Raw genomic sequence first — 26,955 nt, 5'->3', positions numbered from 1 at the left:
ATCGTTTTTCCCTCGCTTCACAGGCAACGCACAACTCACCGCTTCCGTCCTCACGGGGTGAGGGCCCGGGACCGTCCGTCCCGGGGCGAACGGAAGGAGGGGCACGTGATACGTGCCCGGCGAATAGGGGTCACCGCTCTGGCGGTGCTCGCGATCGTGGGGGCGTCGCCAGGGTGGGCCCAGGCTCAACCGGCGTCCGAGACAAGGCCGTTAACGCAGTCGGCCGACAGCGAGGGACTGCCGCCGGACTGGAGCGTCACCGGCGAGGGGTCGGCACGCGAGCTGGTGTGGCGGTCCGGCGAACGGGTGCCCATGGGGGACGCCCGCGTCGAGTTCTACGCCGGTGACCGGCTGCTCGGCCATCCGGCACAGGCCAGGGACGGGCGGACGTTCCGGCTCGGCCTCGACGGCGTCCGGCTGGACTCCGTGGCGGATCTTCAAGTGCGTGCGGCCGGGCGCCGGTTGGACGCACCCGAGGCCGACTCGGGATCCTCCGGGTCACGCTCGGGCGTGGCACTCCCGCAGCGGGTCCCGGCGAACCAGGTCGACCCGGGCAAGCCCGGCGCCTACCGGACCGTCACGGGCGAGTACGACCTCACGCCGGTACGGCTGCCCGGATTCCCCCAGCCGGTCGAGATGCGGGCCGTGGTGGTGGCGCCCAAGAACGCCGAGGGCCGCCGTCCGCTCGCCCTGTTCCTGCACGGACGTCACTTCACCTGCTACACCCCGCAGGGCGAGATCACCGGTGACTGGCCCTGCGCGGCCGGCAGCAAGCCGGTGCCGAGCCACCGGGGTTACCTGCGCGACCAGCGGCTGCTGGCCTCGCAGGGCTATGTGACGGTGTCGATCTCCGCCAACGGCATCAACGGCCAGGACTGGCAGGCCGACGACGGCGGCGCGCAGGCCCGTTCCTCGCTGGTACGGCAGCATCTCGCGCGCTGGGCCGACTGGTCCGCGCACCCGGGCACGGGCCCGGCGGCGGTACGGCAGGCACCCCGGGCCGATCTGTCCCGGGTGCTGCTGGTGGGACACTCGCGCGGCGGCGAGGGCGTCAACCGGGCGGCGATGGACAGCCTTTACCCGGCACCCGCCGACCAGGACGGCTACGGCGGCCCGGTGCGCTGGCGCATTCGCGGCACCGTGCTGATCGGCCCGACGATCTTCGGCCAGAACCCGGTCGCGGACGTGCCGTCGATGACGATCCTGCCGGGCTGTGACGGCGACGTCTCCGACCTCCAGGGACAGGTGTACGTCGACGGCACCCGGCAGATCAGCCGCGGCGCCGCGCTGCACAGCGCGGTGTACGTGGTGGGCGCCAACCACAACTTCTTCAACAGCGAGTGGACGCCGGGCCAGGCCCAGGCACCCGCCGACGACGACTTCTGGAGCGACGAGGGGGAGCGCGACCCGGTCTGCTCCCCCGGCACCAGGACCCGGCTCACCGCCGACCAGCAGCACAAGGCCGGCGCCACCTACATCGCGGCGGCCGCACGGCTGTTCGTCGCGGGCGACGACCGGGTGCGCCCGCTGCTCGACGGCTCGGAGCGGCGCGCTCCCTCGGCCGATCCCGCGCGTGTCCTGACCCACGCGGTGGGGGCGCGGCGCGGCGCCGGCTTCCTGCCGGACGGCAAGGTCACCGTGAGCGGAGCCAAGCTGTGCTCGGCGGTGGATCCCTCCGATGCCAAGGCGTGCCTGTCGTCGGAGACGGCGGGTGGCTCACCGCACTTCGCGCGGTGGGAGACCGACCGTGAGCCGGGCCGCCGCGCGGTCGCGCTGCGCTGGACGGCGGCCGGGTCCGCCGCCCGCGTCAGCCCCGACCAGCCGCTGTCGCTGGCCGGCTCGAAGGCACTCGCGTTGCGTGTCATCGTGCCGCCGAACACCACCGGGACGCAGCTGGACGTCTCCGTCACCGACACCGCCGGCCGGCACCGGACCCTCGGCCGGGTCAAGGTCGACGGGCTGCCGGGGTCCGAGCGGACCTCCTCGTACTGGGCACGTGAGGTACGCGTGCCGATCGGTGCCGACGACGCGGCCGCGCTCGACCTGAAGCACGTCAAGTCGCTGTCGCTCACGCCGCGCACGCGGTCCGGGCGGGCCTGGCTGATGGACGCCTGGGCATGGCAGCCGGGCACGCCGGCGGTCCGCGAGGCTCCGCTGCCCCGGGTCGACATCGGCCGGCTGAAGGTCAAGGAGGGCGACTCGGGCGTACGGACCTACCAGGTGCCGGTGCGGGTCTCCGGGCAGGGCAGCGGTCAGGTACGGCTGTACGTCGTCGACCCGGTCACCGAGCGGGTCACCAACCGGCTGGTGACCGTCAGGGCGGGCGCGCAGACCATCGACGTACCGGTGAAGGTCGAGGGCAACACCCGCTACGGCTACGACACGGGGCACTACGTGTTCGCGAAGGCGGTCCGCACCGCCGTGGTCGGCTCCCACCTGGGCGGGGTGACCGTGGAGAACGACGACCCGATGCCGACGATGTCGGTGACGCCCGTCGCCGACCGGGTCGAAGAGGGCCGGCCGCTGACCTGGCGGGTCTCCCTGTCCGCGGTCGCGGACGCCGAGCTCAGCGGGACCTACGTCCTGCTGCCGGTCACCGACGGCCGGGAGCTGTCGACGAAGGACGTCGACCCCCGCTGGCTGGAGGACATGACCGGCGGGTCCCCGGACCCGGAACGGCCGTTGTCCAAGCTGGAAGGGTTCTCGATGTGGGTGAACGTCGAGGCGGGCAAGACGTCCGCGGAGCTGCGGATCCCGACCGTGAAGGACCAGGTCGCGGAGCAGCCCGAGTCGGTGCGCTTCCAGGCGGCCGACGACTCCGGTGCGCCGCTCCCCGGGGCGCCGGTGAACACGGGCACGGTGCTGGACGCGTCGTGACCGTCGGCGGACGTGCCTGACTCAGGTCAGGACGTCAGTGTGATCCGGAGGCCGACTGTGCCGTTCACACCCCGGCGCAGTCGGCTGCCGAACAGCGTGAGGCGGCCGGTGATCCCGTACTTGCGGGCGATGAGCCTGCGGTAGCGGGCACTGGTCGCCTCGTCGCAGATCTGGGCGATGGCGGGGACGGCTTCGCCGGTGGGCCTGCCGCGCAGGTCGCAGGGGCCGACGAGGACGTCGCCGCGCGCCCGGATGCGCTTGACCTTCCAGGAGTCGGCGACCGTCCACACGCCCAGCGCGTCCCCGTCCTGGACCACCCAGACCGGGGTGGGGACGCCGGTGCCGTTCTTGCGGTAGCTGGTGATGAGCAGGTACTTGCCCGCGCCGAGCGCCGCAGTCGTGTCGTCCATGGCCGGAAGTGTAGGCGGCGGGGTGGGACACCGGGCCCCGGGTCCCACCCGGCCTTCTCAGTCGAGCGCGGCCGCCATCCGCCGTACCCCTTCGGCGATCAGCTCGGGCGATGTCGCCAGGTTCAACCGTACGTGCCCCGCGCCGCCGGTCCCGAACGGGATCCCGGAGTTGAGGGCGACCCGGCCGCGCTCGAGGAAGACCTCGGCCGGGTCGTCGCCGAGGCCGAGGGCGCGGCAGTCCAGCCAGGCGAGGTAGGTCGCCTCGGCGGGGCGGTATCCGATCGCCGGGAGGTGCTCGGCCAGCAGGTCCGCGAGCAGCCGGCGGTTGTCGTCGAGGCCGGCGAGCAGGGCGTCGAGCCAGGCGGTGCCGTCGAGCAGGGCGGCGCTGTGGGCGATGACGCCGAGGTGGCTGGGCCCGTGGCTGACTTCCTCGGGCATTCGGGCCAGGTCGGCGGCGGACGCGGGCCCGGCGACGGCCAGGGCGGCCTTGATCCCGGCCAGGTTCCAGGCCTTGGACGCCGACATCAGCGACAGCCCGCTCTCGCCGCCCGGGACGCTCAGATACGGCACGAACTCGGCACCGCCGGCGGTGAGCGGCGCGTGGATCTCGTCGGCGACGACACGCACGCCGTGGCCGTCGGCGAGGGCGGCCACGGCGGCCAGTTCGTCGGCGGTGTGCACCGTGCCGGTCGGATTGTGGGGGCTGCACAGCAGGAAAGCGGCCCGGCGGCCGCCTCCGGTCACCCGCTGAAAGGTTTCGTCCAGCGTGTCGAGGTCGATGCGCAGGTCCGCGCCGAGCGGGGCCTCGACCACCTGCCGGTCCATGTGCCCGACGAACTGGTAGAACGGCGGATACACGGGTGAGTTCACCACGACCGGATCGCCGGGGCCGGTGACCAGCTTGAGCATCTCGACCACGCCGAGCATCACGTCGGGCACGATCGCCGTCCGCTCCACGGCCAGTCCGTCCCAGCCCCACCGCTTCTCGGCGAACCGGGCGAGCGCCTCGGCGTAGCCGGTGCCCGCGGGGTAGCCGGTGTCGCCGATCGCGAGGGCCCCGGTGAGCGCGCGCACGACGGGTTCGGCGAGGGGTACGTCCATCTCGGCGACCCACAGCGGCAGGACGTCGTCGGGGTAGGCGCGCCATTTCATGCTCGTACGACATCGCAGCTGGTCGAGGGTGAGGGCGCGCAGGGGGTTCGGTTCACCGGACGTCTCGTGCGGGATCCTCGTCATGGGGCTCAAGATAGGCGGGCGGCGCGGTGGGCGGGAACAGCGCGGGGCCGGGTGACCGGCGAGGGGCGGCGGAATCCCCGATCCGGCCGGTGACCTGCTGCCGGGGCCCGTGCCGGGCGGCGGCGGGAGAAAGATCGCCTCGTGCGGTGAACGCGGGAGGGGCGCGCTCCGTATGGAGTGAGGGTGCTCAACTCCGGGAGGGCCCCGTGGCGTTGACGCCGCGCTGTACTTGGTTCGGGAGCCATGCATGAGGCACGCACGACGACGTCTCGTCCGGCGGGTGACACGGCTGGCGGCCGTCGGCGGACTCCTCCTCGGAGGAACGATGGTCACACGCGCCGTGGCGAGCGAACCCGGCGACGCCTCCGCCGTCCCGCGCACGTACGCCGCCTCGGCCGGCGGCACCGGCAGCGATCTGGTCGCACGGCTCGGTTCGTCCCGTACGGCGGGCAGCTGGATCGGCGCCGACGGGAAGGCGGTCGTCGCGGTCACCGACGAGGAGGCGGCCGCCGAGGTGCGGGAGGCGGGCGCCGCGGCGAAGATGGTCGACCGCAGCATGGACGAACTGCAGTCGGCGACGTCGGCGCTGCGTGCGGCGCCCCGGGTGGCCGGCACGGCGTGGGTGATGGACTACCGGTCCAACGAGGTGGTCGTGAAGGGCGACAGCACCGTCTCGTCGGGCGACTGGTCCCGGATGACGAAGCTCGCGGACGGCATGGGCGACTTCGTCCGCATGGAGCGCACCGAGGGCACGTTCACGACCCGGCTCAACGGAGCGCTGCCGCTGCTGTCGACGGCCGGGCGCTGTTCGGCCGGCTTCAACGTCACCGACGGCCGGCGGGACTTCATCCTGACGGCCGGGCACTGCGGGCCGGACGGTTCGGTGTGGTTCGCCGACAACCGCGGCACCCAGCAGATCGGGCAGACCGTCCAGCAGAACTTCCCCGGCGGTGACTTCTCCCTCGTGCAGTACGCGAGCGGCAAGGCGGGCGCCGGGGCCGAAGTCGTGTCCATCGGCGACGGCAAGGGTGTGCGCATCACCGGCGCGGCCGATCCGGCGGTCGGGCAGCGGGTGTTCCGCAGCGGCAGCACCAGTGGGCTGCGGGACGGCGAGGTGACCGCGCTCAACGCCACGGTCAACTACCCCGAGGGGACGGTGACCGGGCTCATCGAGACGAACGTGTGCGCCGAGCCCGGGGACAGCGGCGGCCCGATGTTCTCCGAGGGGGTCGCGCTGGGAGTGACGTCGGGCGGCAGCGGCGACTGCAACGCGGGCGGTACGACGTTCTTCCAGCCGGTGACCAAGGCGCTGGCCGCGCTGAATATGAAGCTGATCGTGGCGGCGCCGAACGGCTCGGGGCAGCAGGGCGCTTCGCCTGCGCCGTCGGCGACGCAGAGCGCCGTCGCGCCCGATGACGCCTCGCCCGGTTCGCCGACCCCGATCACCGGCGAGACCGCGACCACGCTGCTGTCCCGGCTGGCCGACCCCAAGAACGTCGGCCCCGGTCTGCTGGTCATCGCGGGCAGCCTGGTCGCGCTGGCGGCGACCCGCTTCATCCGCGCGGAGCAGGACCGCAAGGCGTACCGGCAGTACTACTCGGCGACCTGGAGCTGACCGGCCCGTCACCCGAGGGTCAGCAGTACGGTGGCAGCCGCCGCGCCGGTCAGCCCGATCTCCCTTCGCCCGGTGAGGGGTTCGTGAAGGAGCGCGAACCCCAGGACGACCGGCAGCGCCGGGTAGAGCGCGGCGAGGACCACGGCGATGGTCGGCAACTGCCGCTGGGCGGCGGGCAGATAGAGGATGAGCCCGAGTGCGGCTCCCGCTCCGATCAGTGGCGCCTGGACACATCGCCGCACCGGAAGCCGCAGTCGCGGTCCGTGCCGGGCGGCGACCGGGAGCAGCACGAGCACCGCGGCGAGGCGGCCCGCCGCGACCGGCCGGACAGCGCTCGACGGCGCGGCCTGTCCGAGCGCGAGGTACTGCACGGCGACGCCGGCGCCGGCGAGCAGCCCGTCGCCGATGCCGTCGGCGCGACCGGGGCGAGAGATGCTCTCCGGATGACCCGGGGCACGGGTGCCCCGGGGTACGGGTGCCTCGGCGAGCGTCCGCGACCAGCCAGAGCGCGGGCACGGTGACGGAGAAGCCGGTCCAGGCCGGCGACCCTGGCCGGTCGCCGAGCAGCAGAACGCCGCACAGCACGGACAGCGCGACGGAGGTGACGGCGCTCACGGGGACGACGGTGCTCATGGCGCCCCGGCTCAGGCCCCGGTTGAGGAAGTGCATCGCGGCAGCGCTGCCGACGCCGGACAGCGCACCCCCACAGCAGAGCCGTGAGGTGGATGTGACCGGCGGTCACGAGGAGGGCCGCGGTGACGGCGAGGGCGAGCCCGCCGAGCTGGCCGAGCAGGGTGACGGCGGCGAAGTGGGCACGCCGGGACAGCATCCCGCCGGCGAGATCCACGATGCCGTAGCAGATGGCCGAGGTCAGCGCGAGAAGGGCACCCGTCGGGACAGGAGTGCCCCGGGCAGGTGCCCTGATGCGTGGTGAGGCGCGCGGAGGAGGATCCTCGGGCCTTCGCCGAGGTGAGGGGTCAGGCTGCCTTCACCGGCTGGTGCGGGGCCGCGGCGGCCCACTCCATGACGAGGCGCTGGTACTCCTCACGCTGCTCGCCGCTCAGTGTCCCGCCCGACCGGCGCCACAGCGCCCGGATCTCCTCGTTGACCTCGTCAGCCGAGCGATCGGAGGCGATTTCAACAGTGGTGGACATGCTGTGAAGCATACGGTGCCGCAGGTGAAGGCGCTGTGAGTAAGCACACCTAATAGGGGCATATCGGACCGTGTTGCTGATCACGTCCATCTGCCCGCTCCGGTCGGCGAGTTCACGCGTCCGTGGCCCCGAGGACCAGCACCTGGATGGCGAGAACCGCGGCACCACGTGCCCAGTCGTGAAAGTCGGACACCTTCGTCTCCAGATCGACGGGCGCGGCCAGCGGATGCCGGTGGGCCCGCATGGTCTGCGTCACGGTGTCACCGGCGACGTCCATGAGCCCCACCCCCTCCCCGGCGAGAAGGATCTTCTGCGGCAGTACGAAGTTGGCGATCTGGGCGACGAGGACGCCGAGGGCGCGGGCGGCCTCCTCGATGACGCGGGCCGGCATCGGCTCCCCGGCCGCGGCGAGGTCGAGGATCTCCTCGTACGTCCGGTCACGGCCGGTGGCGGCCCGCACCTGGTAGCGGATGTTGGGGATGGTGAGCAGGGACACCGCACTGCCCCGCTCCCCCTCGGGCGTGAGCGGACCGTTGGGGTTGACGATCCAGTGCCGCCCGAAGCCGCGGTCCTCCTCGGCGTAGGGGACCCGCTTGCCGCCCAGGACCAGCCCGTAGCCGATGCCCGCGCCGATGGTGAGGACGACGAACCGGTCCAGGCCGCGCCCCGCACCGAACCAGGTCTCGGCCTCGACCAGCGCGGCGACGTCGTTCTCCACGACGACTGGCAGTCCCGTGCGCTCCTCGACGAGCTCGGCGAGCGGCACGTCCCGCCACCGCAGGAACGGGGACTCCCCCACGACGGCACGGTCCTCGACGAGGCCGCCCACGCCGATGCCGATGCCCGCGAGGCGGGGGTGGCTCGCGGCGAGGCGGTCGGTCATCTCGCCCAGCAGGGCGACGACCTCGGCCGGTTCATGGGTGGTCAGCGGCTGGTCGTAGCGGGCCACGATCTCGCTTCTGAGCGTGGTCACGACGCCGTAGACCATGTCCTCGGTGATCTTGTAGCCGACGAAGGACCGTGACTCGGCCACGACGTCCAGCGGCTGGGACGGGCGCCCCTGGCGCACCTCCACCGGCGCGCCCGCCTCGGGGACCTCGATCAGCAGGCCCGACTCGATCAGCGGCTTGGTCAGCCGGGTGAGGCTGCCCGCGGACAAGTCCAGGCGCCGGGCGAGCTCGGTGCGGGACAGGGGGCCGGCGAGGAGCACCTCGATCGCCACCGAGCGTTCACCGGGACTGAGGGGAAGCCAGCTGGCGGCTACTGCGGTCATGGTCGTCAGGCTCCCACATGATTTTTTTCTCCACAAAAGCAACCAGGCCAGTCTATGACGGTCCAGGGGACCCGAAGAAGGCCCTGAGAAGTTGTTTGCAGGACCCTTGACGGCTGGATTCTTCCGCCACAAAAGTAAGTGGGGCCGAGGACGAGCCGCAGACGAGGGAGTCTCCCGATGACCATCGCCTCCAGCAGCCCTCCGTCGCGTCTCCCACTGGGTGGCGCCGCGGGGGCGGGGACCGAGCAGCGGGCACGGCGGGCGACGGCCCGCGAGAACCAGGGGGACGGACGGCTCGCCGCCGTGTTCGTCGCGCCGGCGCTGCTGGGCTTCACCGTCTTCCTGCTGTGGCCCACGCTGCGGGGCGTCTACCTGAGCTTCACCCGCTTCAACCTGCTCACCCCGGCGGAGTGGGTGGGCCTGGACAACTACGTCCGGATGGTCAACGACCCGATCTTCTGGGACTCCCTCCTGGTCACCGTCGAGTACGTCGTCATCAACATCGGTGTGCAGACGGTCTCGGCGCTCGCCATCGCGGTGCTGCTCCAACGGCTGACACAGTCGGCGGTGCTGCGCGGGATCGTGCTCACGCCGTATCTGATGTCCAACGTCGTCGCCGGCATCGTCTGGCTCTGGATCCTGGACACCCAGCTCGGCATCGGCAACGAGATCATCGCGGCGGCCGGCGTCGACCGCATACCGTTCCTGGCCGACGAGACCTGGGCGATCCCGACGATCGCCCTGATCAACGTGTGGCGGCACGTGGGATACACCGCGCTGCTGCTGTTCGCGGGCCTCCAGGCGATCCCGAACGACATGTACGAGGCCGCGAAGGTGGACGGCGCGAGCGAGTGGCGGATGTTCTGGCGGATCACGATGCCGCTGCTCAGGCCGGTCCTGGCGGTTGTGCTGATCATGACGGTGATCGGTTCGTTCCAGGTGTTCGACACGGTCGCGGTGACCACCGCGGGCGGCCCGGCCAACGCCACGAACGTCCTTCAGTACTACATCTACGGCGCCGCCTTCGGCCGCTTCCAGTTCGGGTACGCCTCCGCGATGTCGGTGGCCCTGCTGGTCGTGCTGAGCGCCATCACCGTCCTGCAGTACCGGATCACCCGGGCCGGCCAGAGCGACCTCGGCTGAGGGAAGGAGACACCGACATGGCTGCTGTGGCAGACACGACGACCGTACGGCGCGTCAGGCGCCGGCCCTCTCCCGGGCGGATCGTGGCCTGGGCGGTGATGGCCGCCGTCGTGCTCATCACGCTCCTGCCGTTCTACTGGATCCTGCGCACCGCGCTGTCCTCGAACTCCGCGCTCGCCGCCCATCCCGGCGACCTGCTGCCGGTCGAGGCGACGACCGGGGGCTTCGAGCGGGCCCTCGGCCTGCAGTCGACCGAGGAGGCGATCGCCCAGGGCGGTTCGGGCGGCGGGCTCAAGTTCTGGCGCTATCTGATCAATTCGGTGGCCGTCTCGACACTGATCACCGTCTGCCAGATCCTCTTCTCCGCGATGGCCGCGTACGCCTTCGCCCGGCTGCGCTGGCGCGGGCGCGGGCGGGAGAAGGTGTTCGGGCTGTTCCTGGCCGGGCTGATGGTGCCGGCCATCTTCACCCTGCTGCCGAACTTCGTGCTCATCAAGCAACTCGGGCTGGTGGACAGCCTGTTGGGGGTGGCCCTGCCGACGATGTTCATGACGCCGTTCGCTGTGTTCTTCCTGCGCCAGTTCTTCATGAACGTGCCCCGGGAGGTCGAGGAGGCCGCGCTGCTGGACGGGGCCGGGAAGATCCGGATCTTCTTCCGGGTGATGCTGCCGATGGCGTCCACGCCGATCCTCACGCTGGGACTGCTGACGTACATCACCGCCTGGAACGACTACTTCTGGCCGCTGATGGTGTCCTACAGCGACAGTTCGCGGGTGCTCACCGTGGCGCTCGCCATCTTCCGGGCACAGACCCCGCAGAGCGGCTACGACTGGTCCGGCCTGATGGCGGCCACGCTCATCGCCGCCCTTCCGATGCTCGTGCTCTTCGGCTTCTTCGCACGCCGCATCGTCGGCTCCATCAGCTTCACCGGGATCAAGTAAGGGGACGGGCATGCGAGTTCGTACACGTACGATCCTGGCGCTGACGGGGACCATGGTGTTGTCGCTGGCCAGCGGGTGCGCGCAGGGCGGCGCGGCCGGGTCGGGCGGGAACACGGTGACGTACTGGCTCTGGGACGCCAACCAGCTCCCGGCGTACCAGGCCTGCGCCAAGGGGTTCGAGCGGCGCAACCCGGGGCTGAACGTGAAGATCACCCAGATGGGCTGGGCCGACTACTGGACCAAGCTCACCGCGAGCTTCATCGCGGGCACCGAACCGGACGTCTTCACCGACCACATCCAGCGGTTCGGGCAGTTCGCCGATCTCCAGGTCCTCGAACCGCTGGACGACCTGGGCATCGACAACTCGGCCTACCAGCCGGGACTCGGCGCCAACTGGACGGGCCAGGACGGCCGTCGATACGGCGCGCCCAAGGACTGGGACACCGTCGCCCTCTTCTACAACCAGAAGATGGTGAAGGAGGCCGGGCTCACCCCGCGGGAGCTCAACAACCTCTCCTGGAACCCGAAGGACGGCGGCACCTTCGAGAAGGCCCTCGCGCATCTGACCGTCGACAAGAACGGCAGGCGCGGTGACGAGGAGGGCTTCGACAGGAACAACGTCAAGGTGTACGGCATGGCCACGGGCGGCGCGGGCGACGCCGACGGGCAGACCACGTGGAGTCCGCTGACCGCCTCGGCGGGCTGGCACTATACGGACAAGGCGCGCTGGGGCACCCAGTACCAGTACGACAGCCGGACCTTCCAGTCGGTGGTGGACTGGTACTTCGGCCTGGCGAAGAAGGGCTATCTGGCGCCGTTCACCGACTACACCGACGGCGCCAACCCGGCCAACGCCCAGGTCGCCTCGGGCAAGGCGGCCACCGCCTTCGACGGCGCCTGGATGATCTCCACCTACTACGACACCAAGGGCCTGCGGGTCGGCACGGCTCCGACGCCGATCGGGCCGACCGGCAAGCGGGCCACCATGATGAACGGTCTCGCCGACTCCATCACCAAGAACGCCCGCAACAAGGGGGGCGCGAAGAAATGGGTGCGGTACCTGGCCTCGAACGAGTGCCAGAAGACCGTCGGCCGCTACGGCATCGTCTTCCCCGCGACCCCTGACGGCACCGAGGCCGCCGTGGCCGCGTACGCGAAGAAGGGCATCGACGTGTCCGCCTTCACCGAACCGGTCACCGACAAGAAGAACTCCACGACCTTCTCCTTCCCGATCACCGACCACGCGCCGGACGTGTACTCCCTGATGCGTCCCGCCATGCAGGACGTCTTCGCCAACGACGCCCCGGTGAGCGGTCTGACCAGGACCAACGACCAGATCAACCTCATCCTCGGCCAGTGAAAGGCACACACTCCATGACGTTCTCCCTCGGCATCGTCGGCGCCGGCCAGTTCTCCGGCCAGTTCGCCACGCTGTTCCAGGCCCACCCCGGTGTCAGCGACGTGTACGTCACCGATCTGCTGCCCGAGCGGGCCGAGCAGCTCGCCGACGCGCAGGGACTGGCCGGCACCTTCCCCTCGTACGAGGCGATGCTGGAGTCGAAGGCCGTCGACGCGGTCGCCGTCTTCACCCAGCGCTGGACCCACGGCCCGCTGGTGCTCCAGGGCCTCGACGCCGGCAAGCACGTCTACTCCGCGGTCCCCATGGCGATCACCACGGAGGAGATCGCGGCGATCATCGACGCGGTCAAGGCGACCGGCCTGACCTACATGATGGGCGAGACCAGCCAGTACAACCCGGCGACGGTGCACGCCCGCAACCAGATCGCCGAGGGCGCCTTCGGGCGGCTCTTCTACGCCGAGGGCGACTACGTCCACGACATGGATCTGGGGTTCTACGAGGCGTACCAGTACAGCGGCGGCGAGACCTGGAAGGCGACCGCCTCCTACCCTCCACTGCTGTACCCGACGCACGCGGTGGGCGGCGTGCTGGGCGCCTGGCAGACGCACGCCGTGTCCGTCTCGGCGATCGGGGTCGTGGACGACCGCGGCGACGGTGTCTTCGACCGGAGTGTGAGCCAGTTCGACAACGACGTGTCCAACGCGACGGCGTTGTTCGAGGTCGCCGGTGGCGGCTCGTTCCGTACGAACGAGTTCCGGCGGGTCGGCTACCCGTCCCACATACGGGAGTCGCGTTTCCGCTTCTTCGGCACCGAGGCGAGCATGGAACAGCTCGCCACGGTGGCGCTGTGGCAGGACAAGAAGGGTGTCAAGGACATCAGCGAGCTGCTGGAGCCCAAGCCCACCCTGTCACCGGACGACCCCTCGCTCCAGCACATCGCGCCGGAGCTGCGGGCCGCCTTCACCTCGGGTTCGGCGCCGGTGCACGACCGCGCCCGGCTGCCCAGGGAGTTCGACAACCTCCACAACGGGCACGAGGGCAGCCACCACTTCCTGGTGGACGACTTCGTGACCGCGGTCAACAGCCGCGGTCTGCCCTCGGTCAACGCGTGGGTGGCGGCCCGCTACACCCTGCCGGGCATCGTCGCGCACGAGTCCGCGCGGCAGGGCGGGGTCCGGCTGGAGATCCCGGACTTCGGGGACGCGCCCGAGGTGTGACGTTTCTCCCGCGTGCTCCCGCGAGCCGGGTGCCTGTCCCTGTCAGGTGCCCGGCTTGCGGCCGTAGACGAAGACATCGTCGCCGTTCTTCAGCAGCGACCAGTACTTCTTCGCGTCAGTCTTCGTCATGTTGACGCAGCCGTGCGAGCCCGGCGGGTTCCACATGCTGACGCCGACCGAGTGGAAGGCCTGGCCGCCGTCGAAGAACTGGGAGTACGGCATCGGCACGTTGTAAATGGTCGACACATGGTCGATATTGCGCCAGTAGATCTTCTTGAGGCCGGTGCGGGTCTCGTAGCCGTTGCGGCCGGTGCGGACCGGGACCGGGCCGTACACGAGCCGGCTGCCGTCCTGGATCCAGCTCAGCTGGAGCGTGAGGTTCACACAGGCGATGCGGCCCTTGTTGACCGGGCACTTGCCGTCCCTGTTGGGGTTGTTGCCGACGGCCTTCTGCTTGTTCATCAGGTCCATCACACCCCAGGTGACGGGACCCGCGTAGCCGGCGTTCGGGGTGATGCCGTGCTTGGTCTGGAAGGCCTGGATGGCCTTGCAGTCGGCGGTGGACTGCCTGCCGTCGACCGGGCGGCCGAGGAACTTCTCGACCTTCTTCTGATACGGACCGGCCTGGGTCGTGCAGCTCGGCGCCGCCTGTGCCGGAGCGGCGGCGAGCGTGAGCGTGAGCGGTGCGACCAGTCCGCCGGTGATGCCGAGTGCGACGGCGCGCCGTCTGCGTATGTCCCCCATGGCCGGGCCCTTCCCTTTGGGTGTTCCTGTGGACTTCTGCCAGGTAGACCGGTGTGCGGGGGGATCGGTTGTGCTGCGGACCGCGCTGTGACCGAACAGTGAAATTTGGCCATGCGGGAGGGCGTGGCGGGATGGATGCGGCGGATGGGGGTCAGGCCTGCATCGGACCTGATGTTGGCCTGCCTCAGGCCTCGGACTGGTGTCGGACGGCCGCCAGGAATCCGGTGTTCACCGCGGTCAGGCCGCCGTCGACGGTGAGGGTGGTGCCGGTGATCCACGCGGCGTCGCGGGAGGCCAGGAAGGCGATGGCGGCGGCGATGTCCTCGGGCTCACCGACCCGGCCCAGGGGATAGAGCGGCCGGACCGCGTCGAGATCCGCGTCCCGCCCCTCCCAGGCCGAGGTGCGCACCGTGCCCGGTGTCACCAGGTTGACGCGGACGCCGCGGGGCGCCGCGTGGCCGGCGAGGGTGCGGGTGAGGGAACCGAGGCCGGCCTTGGCGGCGCTGTAGGCGTGGTTGCCGAAGTCCTGGAGGGCGTTCACGGAGCCGACGTTCACGATGGCGCCCCGGCCGGTCGCGGCCAGGTGCGGCAGGGCGGCGCGGCAGCAGCGGTAGGTCCCGGTCAGGGTGACGTCGAGGTCGCGGTCCCACGCCTCGTCCGTGCCGTCCTCGACGAGATCGGTGTCGGGCGTGCAGGAGGCCGCGCTGTTGACGAGCACGTCGAGCGAGCCGAACGCGGCCACGGCGTGGGCGACGGCCGCCTCGACGGACGCCCGGTCGGCGACGTCGCACCCCAGCGCCTCGGCAGCGAGCCCGCACTCACGCAACTCCGCCGCCGTCCTCTCGGCCTCGGGCCCGTCCCGGTCGGTCACGAGGACCCGCGCGCCCTCCTCGGCGAGGCGGCGCGCGGTGGCGGCGCCGATCCCGCGGGCCGCGCCCGTGATGAGAACTCCGTGCCCCTCGAAGCGCCGTGTGTCAGCCATGGGTCGAAACTAGTGCCGCGACGATCAACCGGGCAGCTACCGTGCGGCTATGTCCGCGTTCATACAACAGCTCCCTGCCCTGCTCGGCGTCGTCATCGGTGCGCTCGGTTCGTATCTGGTGGTCGTGCGGGGCGATCGGATGCGGTTTCGGCGGGAGCAGGCGGCGCGTAGAGAGGAGCGGCGGCTGGCCGCGTACGTCGACTACGCGCAGGCTCTGAAGAGATCCGTGACATTGACGTACCAGGTGGCCGCGCAGCTCGGAAACGATCCGCACCCGCATCCACTCTCCTTGCAGGAGGCGGAGCCGCTGTTCGCCGAGGCGATGGCCGCCCGGGACCCCGCCTGGGAGGTACTGCTGCTGCTGGGCAGCCCCGAGGTCGTGGAGAGGGCCCGGACATGGGTACTCACGCTCATCGACATGGAGCAGTTCATACGGCGGGACACATGCGACCCAGCCACCTGGCACGCCCTCCTGGAGCGGCAGCGCGTGTCGCGCGACGGCTATTACACGGCCGTACGCAATGACCTGGCGTTACCACCAGGCCACCCGGCTCAGTGGACCCCGCCGATGCTGCGCAGCTGATGTCAGCGGTAGCCCGTCGTGTCCGCCGGCTTCCCCGCGTCCTGTACCTCGACCAGGTACCGCCAGGCGTCGGGGCGGCTGCCGTCGAGGTCGGTGAAGCCGTAGAGCGGCGCGAGCTGTCCGCTGGAGAGGGACTCGCCGTTCCAGCGGGCCACGTCGGGGTCGGCGGCGAGGGCGGCGACGGCTCGGCCGACGTAGCGCGGTGTCTCGGAGATGGCGAAGTGCGGGACGCGGGCGAGGGCGTCGCGCCAGTTGTCCTCGCGGACCTCGAAGGCGTCCAGCATCATCTCCGAGCGCAGCCAGCCCGGGGTCAGGGCCACGGCGGTGGCGCCGCGCGGTCCGAGTTCGTGGCCGAGGGAGAAGGCCATACGCAGGACGGATGACTTGGCGAGGTCGTAGAAGAAGGAGGTCCGGTAGTTGTCACGGTTGTAGTCCGCCGTGCCGTCGGTCATCTCCACGACGAGTCCGCCCGGCCGGCGCAGGAGCAGCGGCAGCGCGTGGTGGTTGGTGATCGCGTGCGTCTCGACCGCGAGCCGCAGCAGGCGGAGGCCCTTGTCGAGGTCGTGCTCCCAGATGGGGCTGTCCCAGGCGAAGAGCTTCTCGCCGCCCCAGATGTCATTGACGAGGACGTCGAGCCGGCCCTGTTCGTCCGCGATCCGGTCCACCAGGGTGCGGACCTGCGCCGGGTCGAGATGGTCGGTGGGTACGGCGATGCCGTGACCGCCCGCCTCGGTGACCAGGTCGGCGGTGTCCTCCAGTGTCTCGGGGCGGTCGTACTCCGAGCGCCGTTCGCGGGTGCTGCGGCCCGTGACGTAGACGGTGGCACCGGCCGCGCCGAGTTCCACGGCGATGCCGCGTCCGGCTCCCCGTGTCGCCCCTGCGACCAGTGCGACCTTGTCCTTCAGCGGCTGTGCCATGTCCGGCCTCCCGTGTCCTTGTGAGCGGTGTCGCTGTCGAGGGTGCCGGGTAAGCCGGACATCTTCTGTCGTCTATTTCCGACGTGGGTCTTCCGGTCTCAGTGGCCTCGGTCGAGCCACTCCTGGAGGTGCGGTGCCTCCGCGCCGATGGTGGTCGGGTCACCGTGGCCGGTGAGGACCTTGGTCTCGGGCGGGAGGGTGAGCAGTCGGTCGCGGATCGAGTCGATGATCGTCGGGAAGTGGGAGTACGAGCGGCCGGTGGCGCCGGGGCCGCCCTGGAAGAGGGTGTCTCCGGTGAAGACGACGCCGAGGCCGGGGTCGTGCAGGCACACCGCGCCCGGCGCGTGTCCTGGGGTGTGCAGGACCGTGAGGTCGGCGCCCGCGGCCTCGATGACCTGGCCGTCCAGGAGGTGGGAGTCGGGGTCTCGGTCCGGGTGGGTCAGCTTCCACAGCGGCAGGTCGTCCGGGTGCAGCCAGATCAGGGCGCCGGTGCGGTCGGCGAGGGCGGGTGCGGCGTCGATGTGGTCGTTGTGCGCGTGGGTGCACACGATCGCCGTCAGGCGCCGGTCGCCCACGGCCCGGGCGATGGCGTCGGCGTCGTGTGCGGCGTCGATGACGATCGCCTCGTGGTCGTCGCCGACGATCCACACGTTGTTGTCGACGTCCCAGGTGCCCCCGTCGAGGCTGAACTGCCCCGAGGTCACGAGGCGTTCGATGCGGGCAGCCATCACAGCATCACCACCGAGCGCAGGACGTCGCCGTGGTGCATCCGCTCGAAGGCCTTCTCCACGTCGGTGAGTTCGATGGTCTCGGTGACGAAGGCGTCCAGATCCAGGCGGCCTTGCAGATGCAGGTCGATCAGCATCGGGAAGTCCCGGCTCGGCAGGCAGTCGCCGTACCATGAGGACTTCAGCGCGCCGCCCCGGCCGAAGACGTCGAGGAGCGGCAGTTCGAGCTTCATCTCCGGGGTCGGAACGCCGACCAGGACGACCGTGCCGGCGAGGTCACGGGCGTAGAAGGCCTGCTTGTACGTCTCCGGGCGGCCGACCGCCTCGATGACGACGTCCGCACCGAACCCGCCCGTCAGCTCACGGATCGCCTCGACCGGGTCGGTATCGCGGGAGTTGACCGTGTGCGTGGCGCCCATCGAGCGGGCCTTCTCCAGCTTGCGGTCGTCGATGTCGACGGCGATGATCTTCGCCGCGCCGGCCAGGTTCGACCCGGCGATGGCCGCGTCGCCGACTCCGCCGCAGCCGATGACCGCGACGGAGTCCCCGCGGCCGACATTGCCGGTGTTGATCGCCGCCCCGATGCCCGCCATCACCCCGCAGCCCAGCAGTCCGGCCACCGCCGGAGAAACCGACGGGTCGACCTTCGTGCACTGCCCGGCCGCGACGAGCGTCTTCTCCGCGAACGCGCCGATGCCCAGCGCAGGCGACAGCTCGGTGCCGTCCAGCAAGGTCATCTTCTGCTTCGCGTTGTGCGTGTTGAAGCAGTACCACGGGCGCCCGCGCAGACAGGCCCGGCACTGTCCGCACACCGCACGCCAGTTGAGGATCACGAAGTCACCCGGCTCGACATCCGTGACCCCCTCCCCTACGGACTCCACGACGCCCGCGGCCTCATGCCCGAGCAGGAACGGGAAGTCGTCACTGATACCGCCCTGCTTGTAGTGCAGGTCGGTGTGGCAGACCCCGCAGGCCTGGACCCTTACGACGGCTTCTCCCGGCCCCGGATCCGGCACGACGATCGTCTCCACGCGCACGGCCTCGTCCTTGCCCGGTGCGATCACGCCCCGCACTTCCTGCGCCATGGTTCCCAGCCCTTTCCTCGGCGGCTCTCCGTCCACTTCCGACCCTAGACGTGACTGATCGGTAAAGGCGCGGAGTGACGACCTTCGCAACGACCTTCGCAACGACCTTCGCAACGACCTCCGCATCCGCTTCCGGCCACCGCGGCCGAATACCCCCGGGGGTACCCTGCCTACTGTGCTTCCATATACCCCCGGGGGTAATTTCCCCGGCTCGCGTGTGAGCAGGCACGGGTTTCACCAGGACAAGAGAGGAGTGCTGTCGTGTACTTCGTCGACACCATCGAGGTGCCGGGACTGGGCAACCGCGGCTATCTGGCGGGCGGTGGTCGCAGCGCCGTGGTGGTCGATCCGCCGCGTGACATCGACCGGATGATCACGGCCGCCGCACGGCGGGGTGTGCGCATCACACATGTGGTGGAGACACACATCCACAACGACTACGTGACCGGCGGCCTGGAGCTGGCCCGGCTCACCGGCGCCGCCTACCTCGTGCCGGCCGCCGCGCGGGTCGCCTACGAGCGGGTGCCGGTCGCCGACGGGGACCGTACGCCGGTCGACGCCGATCTGGTGCTGCGTGCCGTCGCCACTCCTGGGCACACCCCGCACCACACCTCGTACGTGCTGGAGGAGGCGGGGCGCGCGGTGGCCGCCTTCACCGGCGGTTCCCTGCTGATCGGCACCGTGGGGCGGCCGGACCTGGTCGAGCCGGGGCTGACCGGGCGGCTCGCGCGGGCACAGTACGACTCGGCGCACCGGCTGGCGGCCGAGCTGCCGGACGAGACGGCGGTGCTGCCCACGCACGGCTTCGGCAGCTTCTGTTCGGCCACGCGGGCGGCCGGCGGGGCGGCGACGACGATCGGGCACGAGCGGCAGGTCAACGACGCCCTCGTCAAGGACGTGGACACCTTCGTCGCGGACCTCCTCGCCGGCCTGGACGACGTACCCGCGTACTACGCCCATATGGGTCCCGCCAACACACGGGGACCGGCTCCGGTGGACCTCATGCCGCCCCGCCCGGCCGACGCGGAGGAGATCGCTGCGCGGCTGGCCGCCGGGGAGTGGGTGGTGGACCTGCGCCATCGGGTGGCGTTCGCCGAGGGCCATGTCGCCGGGTCGGTCAACTTCGAGGCCGAGGGGCAACTGGCCACCTACCTGGCCTGGCTGCTGCCCTGGGGCAAGCCGGTGACCCTTCTCGCCGAGAACCCCGCCCAACTGGCCGAAGCCCAGCGCGAACTGGTCCGCGTCGGCATCGACCGCCCGGCCGCGGCGGCCACCGGCTCCCCGGAGGTCTGGACACGACCGGGCGAGCGCCCGCGCTCCTTCCCCCGGGCCACCTTCGCCGACCTCGCGGCCCAGGGCGACGTGGTAGTCCTGGACGTACGACGCGACTCCGAGCGCCAGGACGGCTCCGTCATGGGGTCCGTCCACATTCCGCTGCACCAACTGCGCGACCGTCTCTCCGAGATACCGGACGGCACCGTCTGGGTGCACTGCGCCGGCGGCATGCGGGCCGCCATCGCCGCCTCGCTGCTCGACGCGGCCGGGCGCGAGGTCGTCGCCGTCGACGACTCCTTCGACTCGGCCCGCACGGCCGGGCTCCCCATGGCCCGCGTCACGCCGGCCGACGTCCGGGCGCGGACGGACGCGGGCGCGGTTCTGGTGGACGTCCGCGAGGAGCGGGAGTGGGCCGAAGGCCACGCGCCCGAAGCGGTCCTCGCACCCCTGTCCGCCCTGGCCGCCGGTGAGCCGCTGCCCGAGCCGGCGCAGGGCCGCCCGGTCGTCGCCATCTGCCGTTCCGGGAAGCGGTCGCGGGAGGCTGCGGCTCTGCTGTCGGCGCGTGGCGCCGAGGTGGTGGACGTGATCGGGGGAATGCGCGCCTGGGCGGAGGCGGGGCTTCCTGTGGTGGCGGAGCCGGGAGCGAACCGTGCGCGGTGACCCCACGGTCGAGGGCGTCCGCCGCCCGGCTCGGGTCGGGCGCACGGACGACACCGGAGCCCTTCCGTGACGGCCCTGTTCCTCGGCCTCCTCGCCGGTGCCGTCACCGGGCTCGCGCTCGGGGCACTGGGCGGAGGCGGCAGCGTGCTCGCGGTCCCCGCGCTGATCTATCTGCTCGGTTTCACCCCGGCCGCGGCGGCCACCGCGAGCCTGGTCGTCGTCAGCCTCACCTCCCTCACCGCGCTTACCGCACACGCCCGGGCGGGCACGGTGCGCTGGCGTGGCGGGGCGGTGTTCGCGGCGGCGGGGCTGATCCCTGCGGCGGCCGGCGGGGCGGTGTCGGGGTGGCTGCCGCCGGCTCTGCTCACGGGGGCGTTCGCGGTGATCGCGGCCCTCGCCGCGCTGCGCATGCTGCGTCCGTCGTCCGCACCGAGGCACGAGGACGTGCCGGTGCGGTCCTCGCGGGTCGTCCGGGCCGGGGCGGGACTCGGCGCGGTGACCGGGGTGCTGGGGGTGGGCGGCGGCTTCCTCGCCGTACCGGCGCTGGTGAACGTGGTGGGGCTGCGGATGCGAGCCGCCGTGGGAACGAGTCTGCTGGTCATCACCGTCAACTCGCTGGTCGCGCTGGCCGCCAGGGCCGGCACGCAGACCCGCGTCGACTGGGCGGCCGTGGCGCCCTTCGCCGCGGCGGCCGTACTCGGCGCGTGGGACGGCAAGCGTCTCGCGGGGAAGGTCTCCGGCGACAGACTGCGGCAGATCTTCGCCTACGCCCTGCTGGCGGTGGCCGTGCTCATGCTGGCGGATGCCGTCGTATGAGCGCCGCGCGGCACACGCCCGTCCGTCACCCGCCTACGCCAGCGACAGGAAGAGCTTCTCCAGCCGTGCCTTCATCTGCTCCGTCGTCTCGCCGTTGCTCCGACCGTTCTCGGCCTCGGTGAGGCACTGCTGCAAGCCGGTGGCGATGATCGCGAATCCGGCCCGGTCGAGGGCGCGCGACGCGGCGGCGAGCTGGGTGACCACGTCCTCGCAGTCGCGGCCCTCCTCGATCATCTTGATCACACCGGAGATCTGCCCCTGCGCCCGGCGCAGCCGGTTGAGCACCGACTTGAGGTCATCGCCCTCGAACTGAAGCTCCACGATCACTCCTCCGCATACCCTTGGGGGTATTTTACCCCGCCACTCTCCCCCACCCTCCCGCTCTCCCCCACCCTCTCCTCCCGAAAGGATCCCATTCGCATGACCCCGCCTCCCGGCCCGCGCGCCCTCGGCATCGAGGAAGCCCGCACCCGGCTCCCCGACCTGACCGTCATCGACGTCCGCACCCCCGGCGAGTACGCCGCCGGACATCTGCCCGGCGCCCTCAACGTCCCCCTGGACCAGCTCGGCCGTGCCCTGCCCACACTCCGTCGAGCCCCGGGCGAGCTGCTGGTGGTCTGCGCTTCCGGGGCCCGCTCCGAGAACGCCTGCCGACTCCTCGCCGAGCAAGGCGTGCTGGCCCTGACCCTGACCGGGGGCACCCAGGGCTGGGCGGCGCGCGGGCACGAGCTGCACCGCCCCGCGTCCGGATCGCGCCGCACCTGGGCGATGGAGCGGCAGGTGCGGTTCACCGCGGGCGCGATCGTCCTGGTCGGCCTGGGGCTCGGCCTGCTGCATCCGGCCTGGCAGTTGCTCGCGGCCGCCATCGCGGGCGGCCTGGTCTTCTCGGCGGTCACCAACACCTGCGGAATGGCCGCGGTGCTGTCGAAGCTGCCGCACAACCGCCCGCGCCCCGCCGACCTCGACGCGACCCTGGCCGCCCTGGCCCAACGGGGGTAGAAACTGGCGGGCCCCGCGGGCGGTGGCCGACGTAGCCTGAGGGCTCCGCACCCCTCCGGAGGAGCCCCGTGAGCATCGCAGAGTCCCAAGCCGCCCCGCCCACCTGGCGGCTGCTCCTGGGTTACGTCCGCCCGCACCGCTGGGCCCTGCTGGCGGGCGCCGTGCTCTCGCTCGTCACGGGTGCCACCGGTCTGCTGCTGCCGCTGGTGGCACGGGAGTTGATCGACGACCTCTCCCACGACCGGGCCATCACCGGGGCACTGCTGGTCATGTCGGCGCTCGTGGTGGCCAACGCGGCGCTGGGAGCGCTGGGTTCGTACGTCCTGCGGCGCACCGCCGAGTCGGTGGTGCTCGGCGCGCGGCGCGCCCTGTCGTCGTATCTGCTGCGGCTGCGCATCACCGCCGTCGACCGCAGTGAGCCGGGCGATCTGATGGCCCGCATCACCTCGGACACCACGCTGCTGCGCGAGGTCACCACCGACTCGCTCGTGGGCCTGGGCACCGGAGGGCTCACGCTGGTGGCGACGGTGGTGATGATGGGCCTGGTGGACCCGGTGCTGCTCGCCGTCACGCTCGGCGTGATCCTGTGCGCCGGCACGGTCCTCGGTGTGATCGTGCCGCGCATCAACCGGGCCAGCCGGCAGGCGCAGGACGCGGTCGGTGTGATGGGGGCCTCGCTGGAGCGGATCCTCGGCGCGCTGCGCACGGTGAAGGCGTCCGGCGCCGAGCACCGGGAGGAACGTACGCTGCACGAGGCCGCCGAGGAGTCGTGGCGGCAGAGTGTGCGGGCCGCCAAGTGGGCGGCCGCCGCCGGCAACACGGCCGGACTCGCCATGCAGATCGCCTTCATCACGGTGCTGGCGGTGGGCGGCGCGCGGGTGGCGACCGGGGCGATCGACATCGGCACGCTGGTCGCGTTCCTGCTGTACGTCTTCTATCTGATGTCGCCGATCCAGGAGGTCGTCGGCGCGATCACGCAGTACCAGACGGGTTCGGCGGCGCTCGCGCGGATCCAGGAGGCGCTGCGGCTGCCGGCCGAACCGGCCGCGCTGCCCGCGCCGTTGCCGTCCGCCGGGGCCGAGCCCGCCGCGCTGACCTTCGAGGACGTGCGCTTCCGGTACTCCGATGAGCTGCCGTACGTCCACCACGGGGTGACGTTCGCCGTGCCCCCGCAGGGCATGACGGCGTTCGTGGGGCCGTCGGGCGCGGGCAAGACCACGGTCTTCTCACTGATCGAGCGGTTCTACGACCCCGAGGCCGGGAGCATCACGCTCGACGGGCGGGACCTGGCGGACTGGGAGCTGCCCCAACTGCGGTCCGCGATCGGCTACGTCGAGCAGGACGCCCCGGTGCTGTCGGGTTCACTGCGCGCCAACCTGCTGCTCGGCAACCCGGAGGCCGACGAGGACTCCCTGACGCGGGTGCTGAAGACGACCCGCCTGGACGGGCTGGTCTCCCGGCTGCCCGAGGGTCTGGAGACGCTCGTCGGCCATCGCGGCACCAAGCTGTCCGGCGGTGAGCGCCAGCGTGTCGCCATCGCCCGCGCGCTGCTGCGCCGCCCCCGGCTGCTGCTCCTCGACGAGGCCACCTCGCAGCTGGACGCGGTGAACGAGGCGGCGCTGCGCGACACCGTCGCCGACGTGGCCCGCACGACGACGGTGCTGGTGGTGGCGCACCGGCTGTCGACGGTGACCATGGCCGACCGGATCGTGGTGATGGACGCGGGCCGCGTGCGCGCGGTGGGCACGCATCGCGAACTCGTGGGCGCGGACCCGTTGTACGCGGAGCTGGCGGCGACGCAGTTCCTGGCGACGGCCGACTGACCTGCCGGCGGGACCGCTCAGTTCCCGAGACGGCTCAGTCGTTCCGCGTCGCTCGTGCGGGGGCAGGTGGCGCATGCCTCCGCCGGGCGGATCGTGTAGTACATGCAGCACCCGGCGCGGGTGCGCGTCGGGTGCCGGCGCCCGTCGTCGGTGGTCAGGTGACGGAAGCCGGCACCGCTGGGGTACGGGGCCAGCGCGCCCGGCAGCAGCCTGCTCGCCGCCCGCACGGCGTCGTCCTCGCGGCCCAGCGTGCGCCCGAGGTACCAGATGCCGGAGACCAGGTCGTCGCTGACCATGCCCCACAGGGCGCGCGAGCGGCGTCGGGCGATCGGGCCGATCGCGTCCAGCAGCGGGCCCATGTGGTCGGCGACCGCGGTGCGCAACTCGGCGTCCAACGCCCGCTCATGAGGCACCGTCAGCACGCCGGGGAGCCCGGCCGCCGGGTCGTCGGCCAGGCAGGCCAGGTCGCTGCCGGGTGCGAGGGTGAACTCTGCCGTGGCTAGGTCCAGGCGCAGGTCCTCGGGCCGGATCCGCGGGACCCGGCGTTCGAGGTACCAGGCGCCGCTCATCAGCAGCGAGACCGACCAAACGTAATCGTGCAGTGCGCGTGAGGCGGCGACGTCGCGGCGCGGAAGAACCCCGTAGCGATCGTGAATTCGGGTCGCCTCCGCCGACACGAAGGCGTCGAGTACGGCCTCGTCCTTCACCAGTTCGGCCGGCGACACTCCCGCACGGACAGCCTCGGCGCCGGGTCCGGCGACCCGTACGGACAGCACCTCGCACAGGCCGGTGAGCCGGTCGTAGACGTCACCGAGCGTATGCGCGACAGCGCCGGCCGGCGGTGTCGCCGGGGCCACGGACATCGTTGCTCCCCTGCGTAGTGTCCAACGAAAGCAGCTAGGTAAGGCTTACCTTACACTGGCGATCATGCAGAAATGCCAGGTGGAGCAGGTGCCGTTGATCGACTGTCGCGAAAACCACAGCGATCACACAGCAGTTGAACTCTAAAGCAAGCCTAACCTAAGCTCACGGCTTGTGACTGCGACCCAACGGGGCGCACCCATCGGTGTGCCCTTCCGTGCCCTGAGGCACGTTCCGCTCCTCCTGACCGGACTCGCCGCCCTCGCGCTCTGCACCGTGCTGAGCCTCGCCCTCGGCGCCCGCTCCGTGCCCCTCGGCACGGTGGCCGACGCGCTGTTCGGCAACGCTCACGGACGCGAAGCGCTCGTCGTGACCGGGCTGCGCCTGCCGAGAACCGTCATCGGGCTCGCGGTCGGCGCCGCGCTCGGGGTCGCGGGGGCCGTCGCCCAGGGGATCACCCGCAACCCGCTCGCCTCCCCCACCACCCTCGGCATCAACGCGGGCGCCGGTTTCGCGGTCGTCGTCGCCATCTTCGCGCTGAAGCTCAACAGCCCGGCCCAGTACGTGTGGTTCGCGTTCGCCGGCGCCGCCGGTGCCGCCCTGTTCGCGCAGGCGCTGGCCCGCCGCGCCGGGGACATCGACGCCGTACGGCTGGCCCTCGGCGGCACCGTGCTCCAACTCGTGCTGCTGTCCTGGACCTCGGCGGTGATGCTGTTGAACCAGCGCACCCTGGACGAGGCCCGGTTCTGGCTCGCCGGATCGCTCTCCGGCCGGACCCTCGACGTCCTGTGGCCGGTGCTCCCGGCCCTGCTGCTCGGCCTGGTCGTCGCGCTGGCCGTCTCCCCCGCCCTCAACGCCCTTGCCCTGGGCGACGATTCGGCCCAGGCACTGGGCGTGCCCGTGACCCGCATCCGGCTGGCGGGCGGCGTCGCGGTCGTCCTGCTCGCCGGGTCGGCCGTGGCGGTGGCCGGTCCGATCGCCTTCATCGGCCTCGCCGCGCCCCCTCTCGTACGGCCCCTGCTCGGCGGCGACCACCGGCTGTTGGTCCCCGGCTGTCTGATCGCCGGTCCGCTGCTGCTGCTCGCGGCGGACGTGCTCGGCCGCCTGGTGATCCGCCCTTCGGAGCTGGAGGTCGGCATCGTGACCGCGTTCCTGGGCGCGCCGCTGCTGGCGCTGTTGGCCCGGAGGGCGGTCCGATGAGCGCCGCGGTCGTATCCGTACGGGCGAAGTCCGCCTCCCGGGCCCGGGTCCGGCGCCGCGCCCTGGTGTTCGCCGGGACCGGTGCGGCCCTGCTGTTCGTGCTGCTGACCGTGTCCCTGACGGCGGGTGAGATGCCGATGCCCGCGGGCACGGCACTGCGGGCGCTGGTCGGGCTCGGCGATCCGGGGGACGTGCTGGTGGTACAGCAGTTCCGGGCGCCCCGGTCGGTCGCGGCGATCGTGGCCGGAGCCGGGCTCGGGGCGGCGGGCTGTGTGCTGCAGCGGCTGTTCCGCAATCCGCTGGCGTCCCCCGACGTCATGGGGGTGACGGGCGGGGCGTCGCTCGGCGCGGTCGCGCTGATCGCCGCCGGGGCCACGCAGTCGCTGATCCCCGTCGGCGCGCTGGGCGGCGGGCTCCTCGCGGCGCTGCTGCTGGGCGTGTTCGCCTGGGGCGACGGACTCGCGGTCACCCGGCTGGTCCTCACCGGGCTCGCCGTGCAGGCGGGGCTCGCCGCCGCCGTGAACCTGATGATCGTGCGCTTCCCGGCCGAGCTCGCCGGATCGGCGCTGCAATGGACCACCGGTTCGGTCTACGGACGGACCTGGACCGAGGTGTGGGGCGCAAGCGGCGCCATGGTGCTCGCCCTCGCCGCCGCGCTGGTCATGCACCGCCGGCTGGCCGTGCTCGACCTCGGGGACGACTCGGCGGGCGCGCTCGGCCTGCGCACCGCCTCGGCCCGGCTCCAACTGCTCGTCGTCGCCGTCGCGTTGGCCTCGCTGGCGGCCGCCCTGGCCGGACCCGTGACGTTCGTGGCGCTCGCCGTGCCGCACATCGTGCGGTTCGTGACGGGACCGCCGACCGCCGCCTCACTGGCGCTGGCCGCGCTCACCGGTGCGGTGCTGCTGCTCGCCTCCGACCTGGTGGTGCGGCACCTGCTGCCGGTCGAGGGCCTGCCCGTCGGCGCGGTCACGGCCACGCTCGGCGCGCCCTGGCTGCTGGCGCTGATGCTGCGCCAGAGCTCGCCCGTACCGAGGAGCCGCGGATGACCGGCGTACC

The 26,955-nt window shown here is 71.7% G+C and carries 26 protein-coding genes; 14 read left to right on the top strand and 12 right to left on the bottom strand.

The window, feature by feature from the left end; translation table 11 throughout:
- Positions 1-105: 105 nt before the first annotated feature.
- Positions 106-2,877: a hypothetical protein gene (locus ACIRD7_RS07895; protein WP_403451126.1), complete on the top strand. Its 2,772-nt coding sequence runs from the start codon at positions 106-108 to the stop codon at positions 2,875-2,877.
- A gap of 26 nt (positions 2,878-2,903) precedes the next feature.
- Here ACIRD7_RS07895 and ACIRD7_RS07890 read toward each other — a convergent pair whose 3' ends face one another.
- Positions 2,904-3,287 (bottom strand): PPOX class F420-dependent oxidoreductase, encoded by a 384-nt coding sequence (locus ACIRD7_RS07890; RefSeq protein WP_403451125.1) that lies wholly within the window; start codon positions 3,285-3,287, stop codon positions 2,904-2,906.
- A 57-nt stretch (positions 3,288-3,344) separates the two neighbouring features.
- Positions 3,345-4,523 (bottom strand): MalY/PatB family protein, encoded by a 1,179-nt coding sequence (locus ACIRD7_RS07885; RefSeq protein WP_403451123.1) that lies wholly within the window; start codon positions 4,521-4,523, stop codon positions 3,345-3,347.
- Between the two features lie 247 nt (positions 4,524-4,770).
- On the opposite strand from ACIRD7_RS07885, the gene ACIRD7_RS07880 reads away from it, so the two are divergent.
- Complete coding sequence (locus tag ACIRD7_RS07880) at positions 4,771-6,138, top strand: S1 family peptidase (RefSeq protein ID WP_403451121.1); 1,368 nt, start codon at positions 4,771-4,773, stop codon at positions 6,136-6,138.
- An 8-nt stretch (positions 6,139-6,146) separates the two neighbouring features.
- Here the strand turns inward: ACIRD7_RS07880 and ACIRD7_RS07875 are convergent, their stop codons facing one another.
- Positions 6,147-6,509: an EamA family transporter gene (locus tag ACIRD7_RS07875; RefSeq protein ID WP_403451120.1), complete on the bottom strand. Its 363-nt coding sequence runs from the start codon at positions 6,507-6,509 to the stop codon at positions 6,147-6,149.
- Positions 6,510-6,613: 104 nt separating this feature from the next.
- Here ACIRD7_RS07875 and ACIRD7_RS07870 point away from each other — a divergent pair, with 104 nt between their 5' ends.
- Positions 6,614-7,072 (top strand): hypothetical protein, encoded by a 459-nt coding sequence (locus ACIRD7_RS07870; RefSeq protein ID WP_403451118.1) that lies wholly within the window; start codon positions 6,614-6,616, stop codon positions 7,070-7,072.
- 43 nt (positions 7,073-7,115) lie between these two features.
- On the opposite strand, the gene ACIRD7_RS07865 is transcribed toward ACIRD7_RS07870, so the two are convergent.
- Together ACIRD7_RS07865 and ACIRD7_RS07860 are read right to left on the bottom strand one after the other, a co-directional pair.
- Complete coding sequence (locus ACIRD7_RS07865; protein ID WP_403451117.1) at positions 7,116-7,304, bottom strand: hypothetical protein; 189 nt, start codon at positions 7,302-7,304, stop codon at positions 7,116-7,118.
- Between the two features lie 100 nt (positions 7,305-7,404).
- Positions 7,405-8,565 carry an ROK family protein gene (locus tag ACIRD7_RS07860; RefSeq protein WP_403451115.1) on the bottom strand — a complete coding sequence of 387 codons (1,161 nt, stop codon included), beginning with the start codon at positions 8,563-8,565 and terminating at the stop codon, positions 7,405-7,407.
- A 177-nt stretch (positions 8,566-8,742) separates the two neighbouring features.
- Between ACIRD7_RS07860 and ACIRD7_RS07855 the strand changes: the two genes are divergently transcribed.
- From ACIRD7_RS07855 to ACIRD7_RS07840, 4 genes are read left to right on the top strand one after another with little or no spacing between them, the layout of a single operon-like run.
- Positions 8,743-9,708: a carbohydrate ABC transporter permease gene (locus ACIRD7_RS07855; RefSeq protein WP_403451113.1), complete on the top strand. Its 966-nt coding sequence runs from the start codon at positions 8,743-8,745 to the stop codon at positions 9,706-9,708.
- 17 nt (positions 9,709-9,725) lie between these two features.
- Positions 9,726-10,649: a carbohydrate ABC transporter permease gene (locus ACIRD7_RS07850; protein WP_403451111.1), complete on the top strand. Its 924-nt coding sequence runs from the start codon at positions 9,726-9,728 to the stop codon at positions 10,647-10,649.
- Between the two features lie 10 nt (positions 10,650-10,659).
- Positions 10,660-12,009 (top strand): ABC transporter substrate-binding protein, encoded by a 1,350-nt coding sequence (locus tag ACIRD7_RS07845; RefSeq protein ID WP_403451109.1) that lies wholly within the window; start codon positions 10,660-10,662, stop codon positions 12,007-12,009.
- A gap of 14 nt (positions 12,010-12,023) precedes the next feature.
- On the top strand, positions 12,024-13,226 hold the full coding sequence (locus ACIRD7_RS07840) for a Gfo/Idh/MocA family protein (protein WP_403451715.1): 1,203 nt from the start codon (positions 12,024-12,026) through the stop codon (positions 13,224-13,226).
- Between the two features lie 42 nt (positions 13,227-13,268).
- Here ACIRD7_RS07840 and ACIRD7_RS07835 read toward each other — a convergent pair whose 3' ends face one another.
- The gene (locus tag ACIRD7_RS07835; RefSeq protein WP_403451107.1) at positions 13,269-13,970 is read right to left on the bottom strand and encodes a L,D-transpeptidase family protein; all 702 of its coding nucleotides are present in this window, start codon (positions 13,968-13,970) and stop codon (positions 13,269-13,271) included.
- Between the two features lie 184 nt (positions 13,971-14,154).
- On the bottom strand, positions 14,155-14,952 hold the full coding sequence (locus ACIRD7_RS07830; protein WP_403451106.1) for an SDR family NAD(P)-dependent oxidoreductase: 798 nt from the start codon (positions 14,950-14,952) through the stop codon (positions 14,155-14,157).
- Positions 14,953-15,001: 49 nt separating this feature from the next.
- Between ACIRD7_RS07830 and ACIRD7_RS07825 the strand changes: the two genes are divergently transcribed.
- Positions 15,002-15,535 (top strand): hypothetical protein, encoded by a 534-nt coding sequence (locus tag ACIRD7_RS07825; protein WP_403451104.1) that lies wholly within the window; start codon positions 15,002-15,004, stop codon positions 15,533-15,535.
- A gap of 2 nt (positions 15,536-15,537) precedes the next feature.
- Here the strand turns inward: ACIRD7_RS07825 and ACIRD7_RS07820 are convergent, their stop codons facing one another.
- The 3 genes from ACIRD7_RS07820 to ACIRD7_RS07810 all read right to left on the bottom strand — a co-directional run bounded on the left by ACIRD7_RS07820 (position 15,538) and on the right by ACIRD7_RS07810 (position 18,265).
- Positions 15,538-16,452 (bottom strand): SDR family oxidoreductase, encoded by a 915-nt coding sequence (locus ACIRD7_RS07820; RefSeq protein ID WP_403451102.1) that lies wholly within the window; start codon positions 16,450-16,452, stop codon positions 15,538-15,540.
- 98 nt (positions 16,453-16,550) lie between these two features.
- A complete protein-coding gene (locus ACIRD7_RS07815; protein WP_403451100.1) occupies positions 16,551-17,180 on the bottom strand; it encodes an MBL fold metallo-hydrolase in 630 nt (209 codons plus the stop codon).
- Positions 17,180-18,265, bottom strand: coding sequence for an S-(hydroxymethyl)mycothiol dehydrogenase (locus tag ACIRD7_RS07810; protein ID WP_403451098.1), 1,086 nt, complete (start codon positions 18,263-18,265; stop codon positions 17,180-17,182). Before ACIRD7_RS07810 ends, ACIRD7_RS07815 begins: the two co-directional genes overlap by 1 nt.
- Positions 18,266-18,526: 261 nt before the next feature.
- On the opposite strand from ACIRD7_RS07810, the gene ACIRD7_RS07805 reads away from it, so the two are divergent.
- Complete coding sequence (locus tag ACIRD7_RS07805) at positions 18,527-20,200, top strand: rhodanese-like domain-containing protein (protein WP_403451096.1); 1,674 nt, start codon at positions 18,527-18,529, stop codon at positions 20,198-20,200.
- A gap of 66 nt (positions 20,201-20,266) precedes the next feature.
- Positions 20,267-21,016 (top strand): sulfite exporter TauE/SafE family protein, encoded by a 750-nt coding sequence (locus ACIRD7_RS07800; protein ID WP_403451095.1) that lies wholly within the window; start codon positions 20,267-20,269, stop codon positions 21,014-21,016.
- Between the two features lie 33 nt (positions 21,017-21,049).
- Here ACIRD7_RS07800 and ACIRD7_RS07795 read toward each other — a convergent pair whose 3' ends face one another.
- Positions 21,050-21,337: a metal-sensitive transcriptional regulator gene (locus ACIRD7_RS07795; RefSeq protein ID WP_403451093.1), complete on the bottom strand. Its 288-nt coding sequence runs from the start codon at positions 21,335-21,337 to the stop codon at positions 21,050-21,052.
- A 99-nt stretch (positions 21,338-21,436) separates the two neighbouring features.
- On the opposite strand from ACIRD7_RS07795, the gene ACIRD7_RS07790 reads away from it, so the two are divergent.
- Positions 21,437-22,015 carry a rhodanese-like domain-containing protein gene (locus tag ACIRD7_RS07790; protein WP_403451091.1) on the top strand — a complete coding sequence of 193 codons (579 nt, stop codon included), beginning with the start codon at positions 21,437-21,439 and terminating at the stop codon, positions 22,013-22,015.
- Between the two features lie 68 nt (positions 22,016-22,083).
- Positions 22,084-23,838, top strand: a complete 1,755-nt coding sequence (locus ACIRD7_RS07785) for an ABC transporter ATP-binding protein (protein WP_403451090.1) — start codon at positions 22,084-22,086, stop codon at positions 23,836-23,838.
- Positions 23,839-23,855: 17 nt separating this feature from the next.
- Here the strand turns inward: ACIRD7_RS07785 and ACIRD7_RS07780 are convergent, their stop codons facing one another.
- The gene (locus tag ACIRD7_RS07780) at positions 23,856-24,701 is read right to left on the bottom strand and encodes a (2Fe-2S)-binding protein (protein WP_403451088.1); all 846 of its coding nucleotides are present in this window, start codon (positions 24,699-24,701) and stop codon (positions 23,856-23,858) included.
- A gap of 205 nt (positions 24,702-24,906) precedes the next feature.
- Between ACIRD7_RS07780 and ACIRD7_RS07775 the strand changes: the two genes are divergently transcribed.
- Together ACIRD7_RS07775 and ACIRD7_RS07770 are read left to right on the top strand one after the other, a co-directional pair.
- Complete coding sequence (locus tag ACIRD7_RS07775) at positions 24,907-25,899, top strand: FecCD family ABC transporter permease (protein ID WP_403451713.1); 993 nt, start codon at positions 24,907-24,909, stop codon at positions 25,897-25,899.
- Entirely contained in the window at positions 25,896-26,945 is a 1,050-nt protein-coding gene (locus tag ACIRD7_RS07770) for a FecCD family ABC transporter permease (RefSeq protein ID WP_403451086.1), read from the top strand. The genes ACIRD7_RS07775 and ACIRD7_RS07770 overlap by 4 nt, the downstream gene beginning before the upstream one ends.
- The last annotated feature ends 10 nt before the right edge of the window (positions 26,946-26,955 follow it).

Source organism: Streptomyces sp. NPDC093568, from assembly GCF_044764945.1.
Lineage (GTDB): Bacteria > Actinomycetota > Actinomycetes > Streptomycetales > Streptomycetaceae > Streptomyces.
Note: the sequence above shows the minus strand (reverse complement) of the source record. Positions and strands in the feature narration are given on the sequence as shown.

Excerpts from the sequence above, each read along its gene's own strand:
- ACIRD7_RS07890 (WP_403451125.1), bottom strand. The coding sequence starts at position 3,287 with ATGGACGACACGACTGCGGCGCTCGGCGCGGGCAAGTACCTGCTCATC.
- ACIRD7_RS07820 (WP_403451102.1), bottom strand. The coding sequence starts at position 16,452 with ATGGCACAGCCGCTGAAGGACAAGGTCGCACTGGTCGCAGGGGCGACA.
- ACIRD7_RS07885 (WP_403451123.1), bottom strand. The coding sequence starts at position 4,523 with ATGACGAGGATCCCGCACGAGACGTCCGGTGAACCGAACCCCCTGCGC.
- ACIRD7_RS07830 (WP_403451106.1), bottom strand. The coding sequence starts at position 14,952 with ATGGCTGACACACGGCGCTTCGAGGGGCACGGAGTTCTCATCACGGGC.
- ACIRD7_RS07835 (WP_403451107.1), bottom strand. The coding sequence starts at position 13,970 with ATGGGGGACATACGCAGACGGCGCGCCGTCGCACTCGGCATCACCGGC.
- ACIRD7_RS07845 (WP_403451109.1), top strand. The coding sequence starts at position 10,660 with ATGCGAGTTCGTACACGTACGATCCTGGCGCTGACGGGGACCATGGTG.
- ACIRD7_RS07815 (WP_403451100.1), bottom strand. The coding sequence starts at position 17,180 with ATGGCTGCCCGCATCGAACGCCTCGTGACCTCGGGGCAGTTCAGCCTC.
- ACIRD7_RS07780 (WP_403451088.1), bottom strand. The coding sequence starts at position 24,701 with ATGTCCGTGGCCCCGGCGACACCGCCGGCCGGCGCTGTCGCGCATACG.
- ACIRD7_RS07855 (WP_403451113.1), top strand. The coding sequence starts at position 8,743 with ATGACCATCGCCTCCAGCAGCCCTCCGTCGCGTCTCCCACTGGGTGGC.
- ACIRD7_RS07790 (WP_403451091.1), top strand. The coding sequence starts at position 21,437 with ATGACCCCGCCTCCCGGCCCGCGCGCCCTCGGCATCGAGGAAGCCCGC.
- ACIRD7_RS07770 (WP_403451086.1), top strand. The coding sequence starts at position 25,896 with ATGAGCGCCGCGGTCGTATCCGTACGGGCGAAGTCCGCCTCCCGGGCC.
- ACIRD7_RS07865 (WP_403451117.1), bottom strand. The coding sequence starts at position 7,304 with ATGCTTCACAGCATGTCCACCACTGTTGAAATCGCCTCCGATCGCTCG.
- ACIRD7_RS07840 (WP_403451715.1), top strand. The coding sequence starts at position 12,024 with ATGACGTTCTCCCTCGGCATCGTCGGCGCCGGCCAGTTCTCCGGCCAG.
- ACIRD7_RS07825 (WP_403451104.1), top strand. The coding sequence starts at position 15,002 with ATGTCCGCGTTCATACAACAGCTCCCTGCCCTGCTCGGCGTCGTCATC.
- ACIRD7_RS07810 (WP_403451098.1), bottom strand. The coding sequence starts at position 18,265 with ATGGCGCAGGAAGTGCGGGGCGTGATCGCACCGGGCAAGGACGAGGCC.
- ACIRD7_RS07880 (WP_403451121.1), top strand. The coding sequence starts at position 4,771 with ATGAGGCACGCACGACGACGTCTCGTCCGGCGGGTGACACGGCTGGCG.
- ACIRD7_RS07850 (WP_403451111.1), top strand. The coding sequence starts at position 9,726 with ATGGCTGCTGTGGCAGACACGACGACCGTACGGCGCGTCAGGCGCCGG.
- ACIRD7_RS07860 (WP_403451115.1), bottom strand. The coding sequence starts at position 8,565 with ATGACCGCAGTAGCCGCCAGCTGGCTTCCCCTCAGTCCCGGTGAACGC.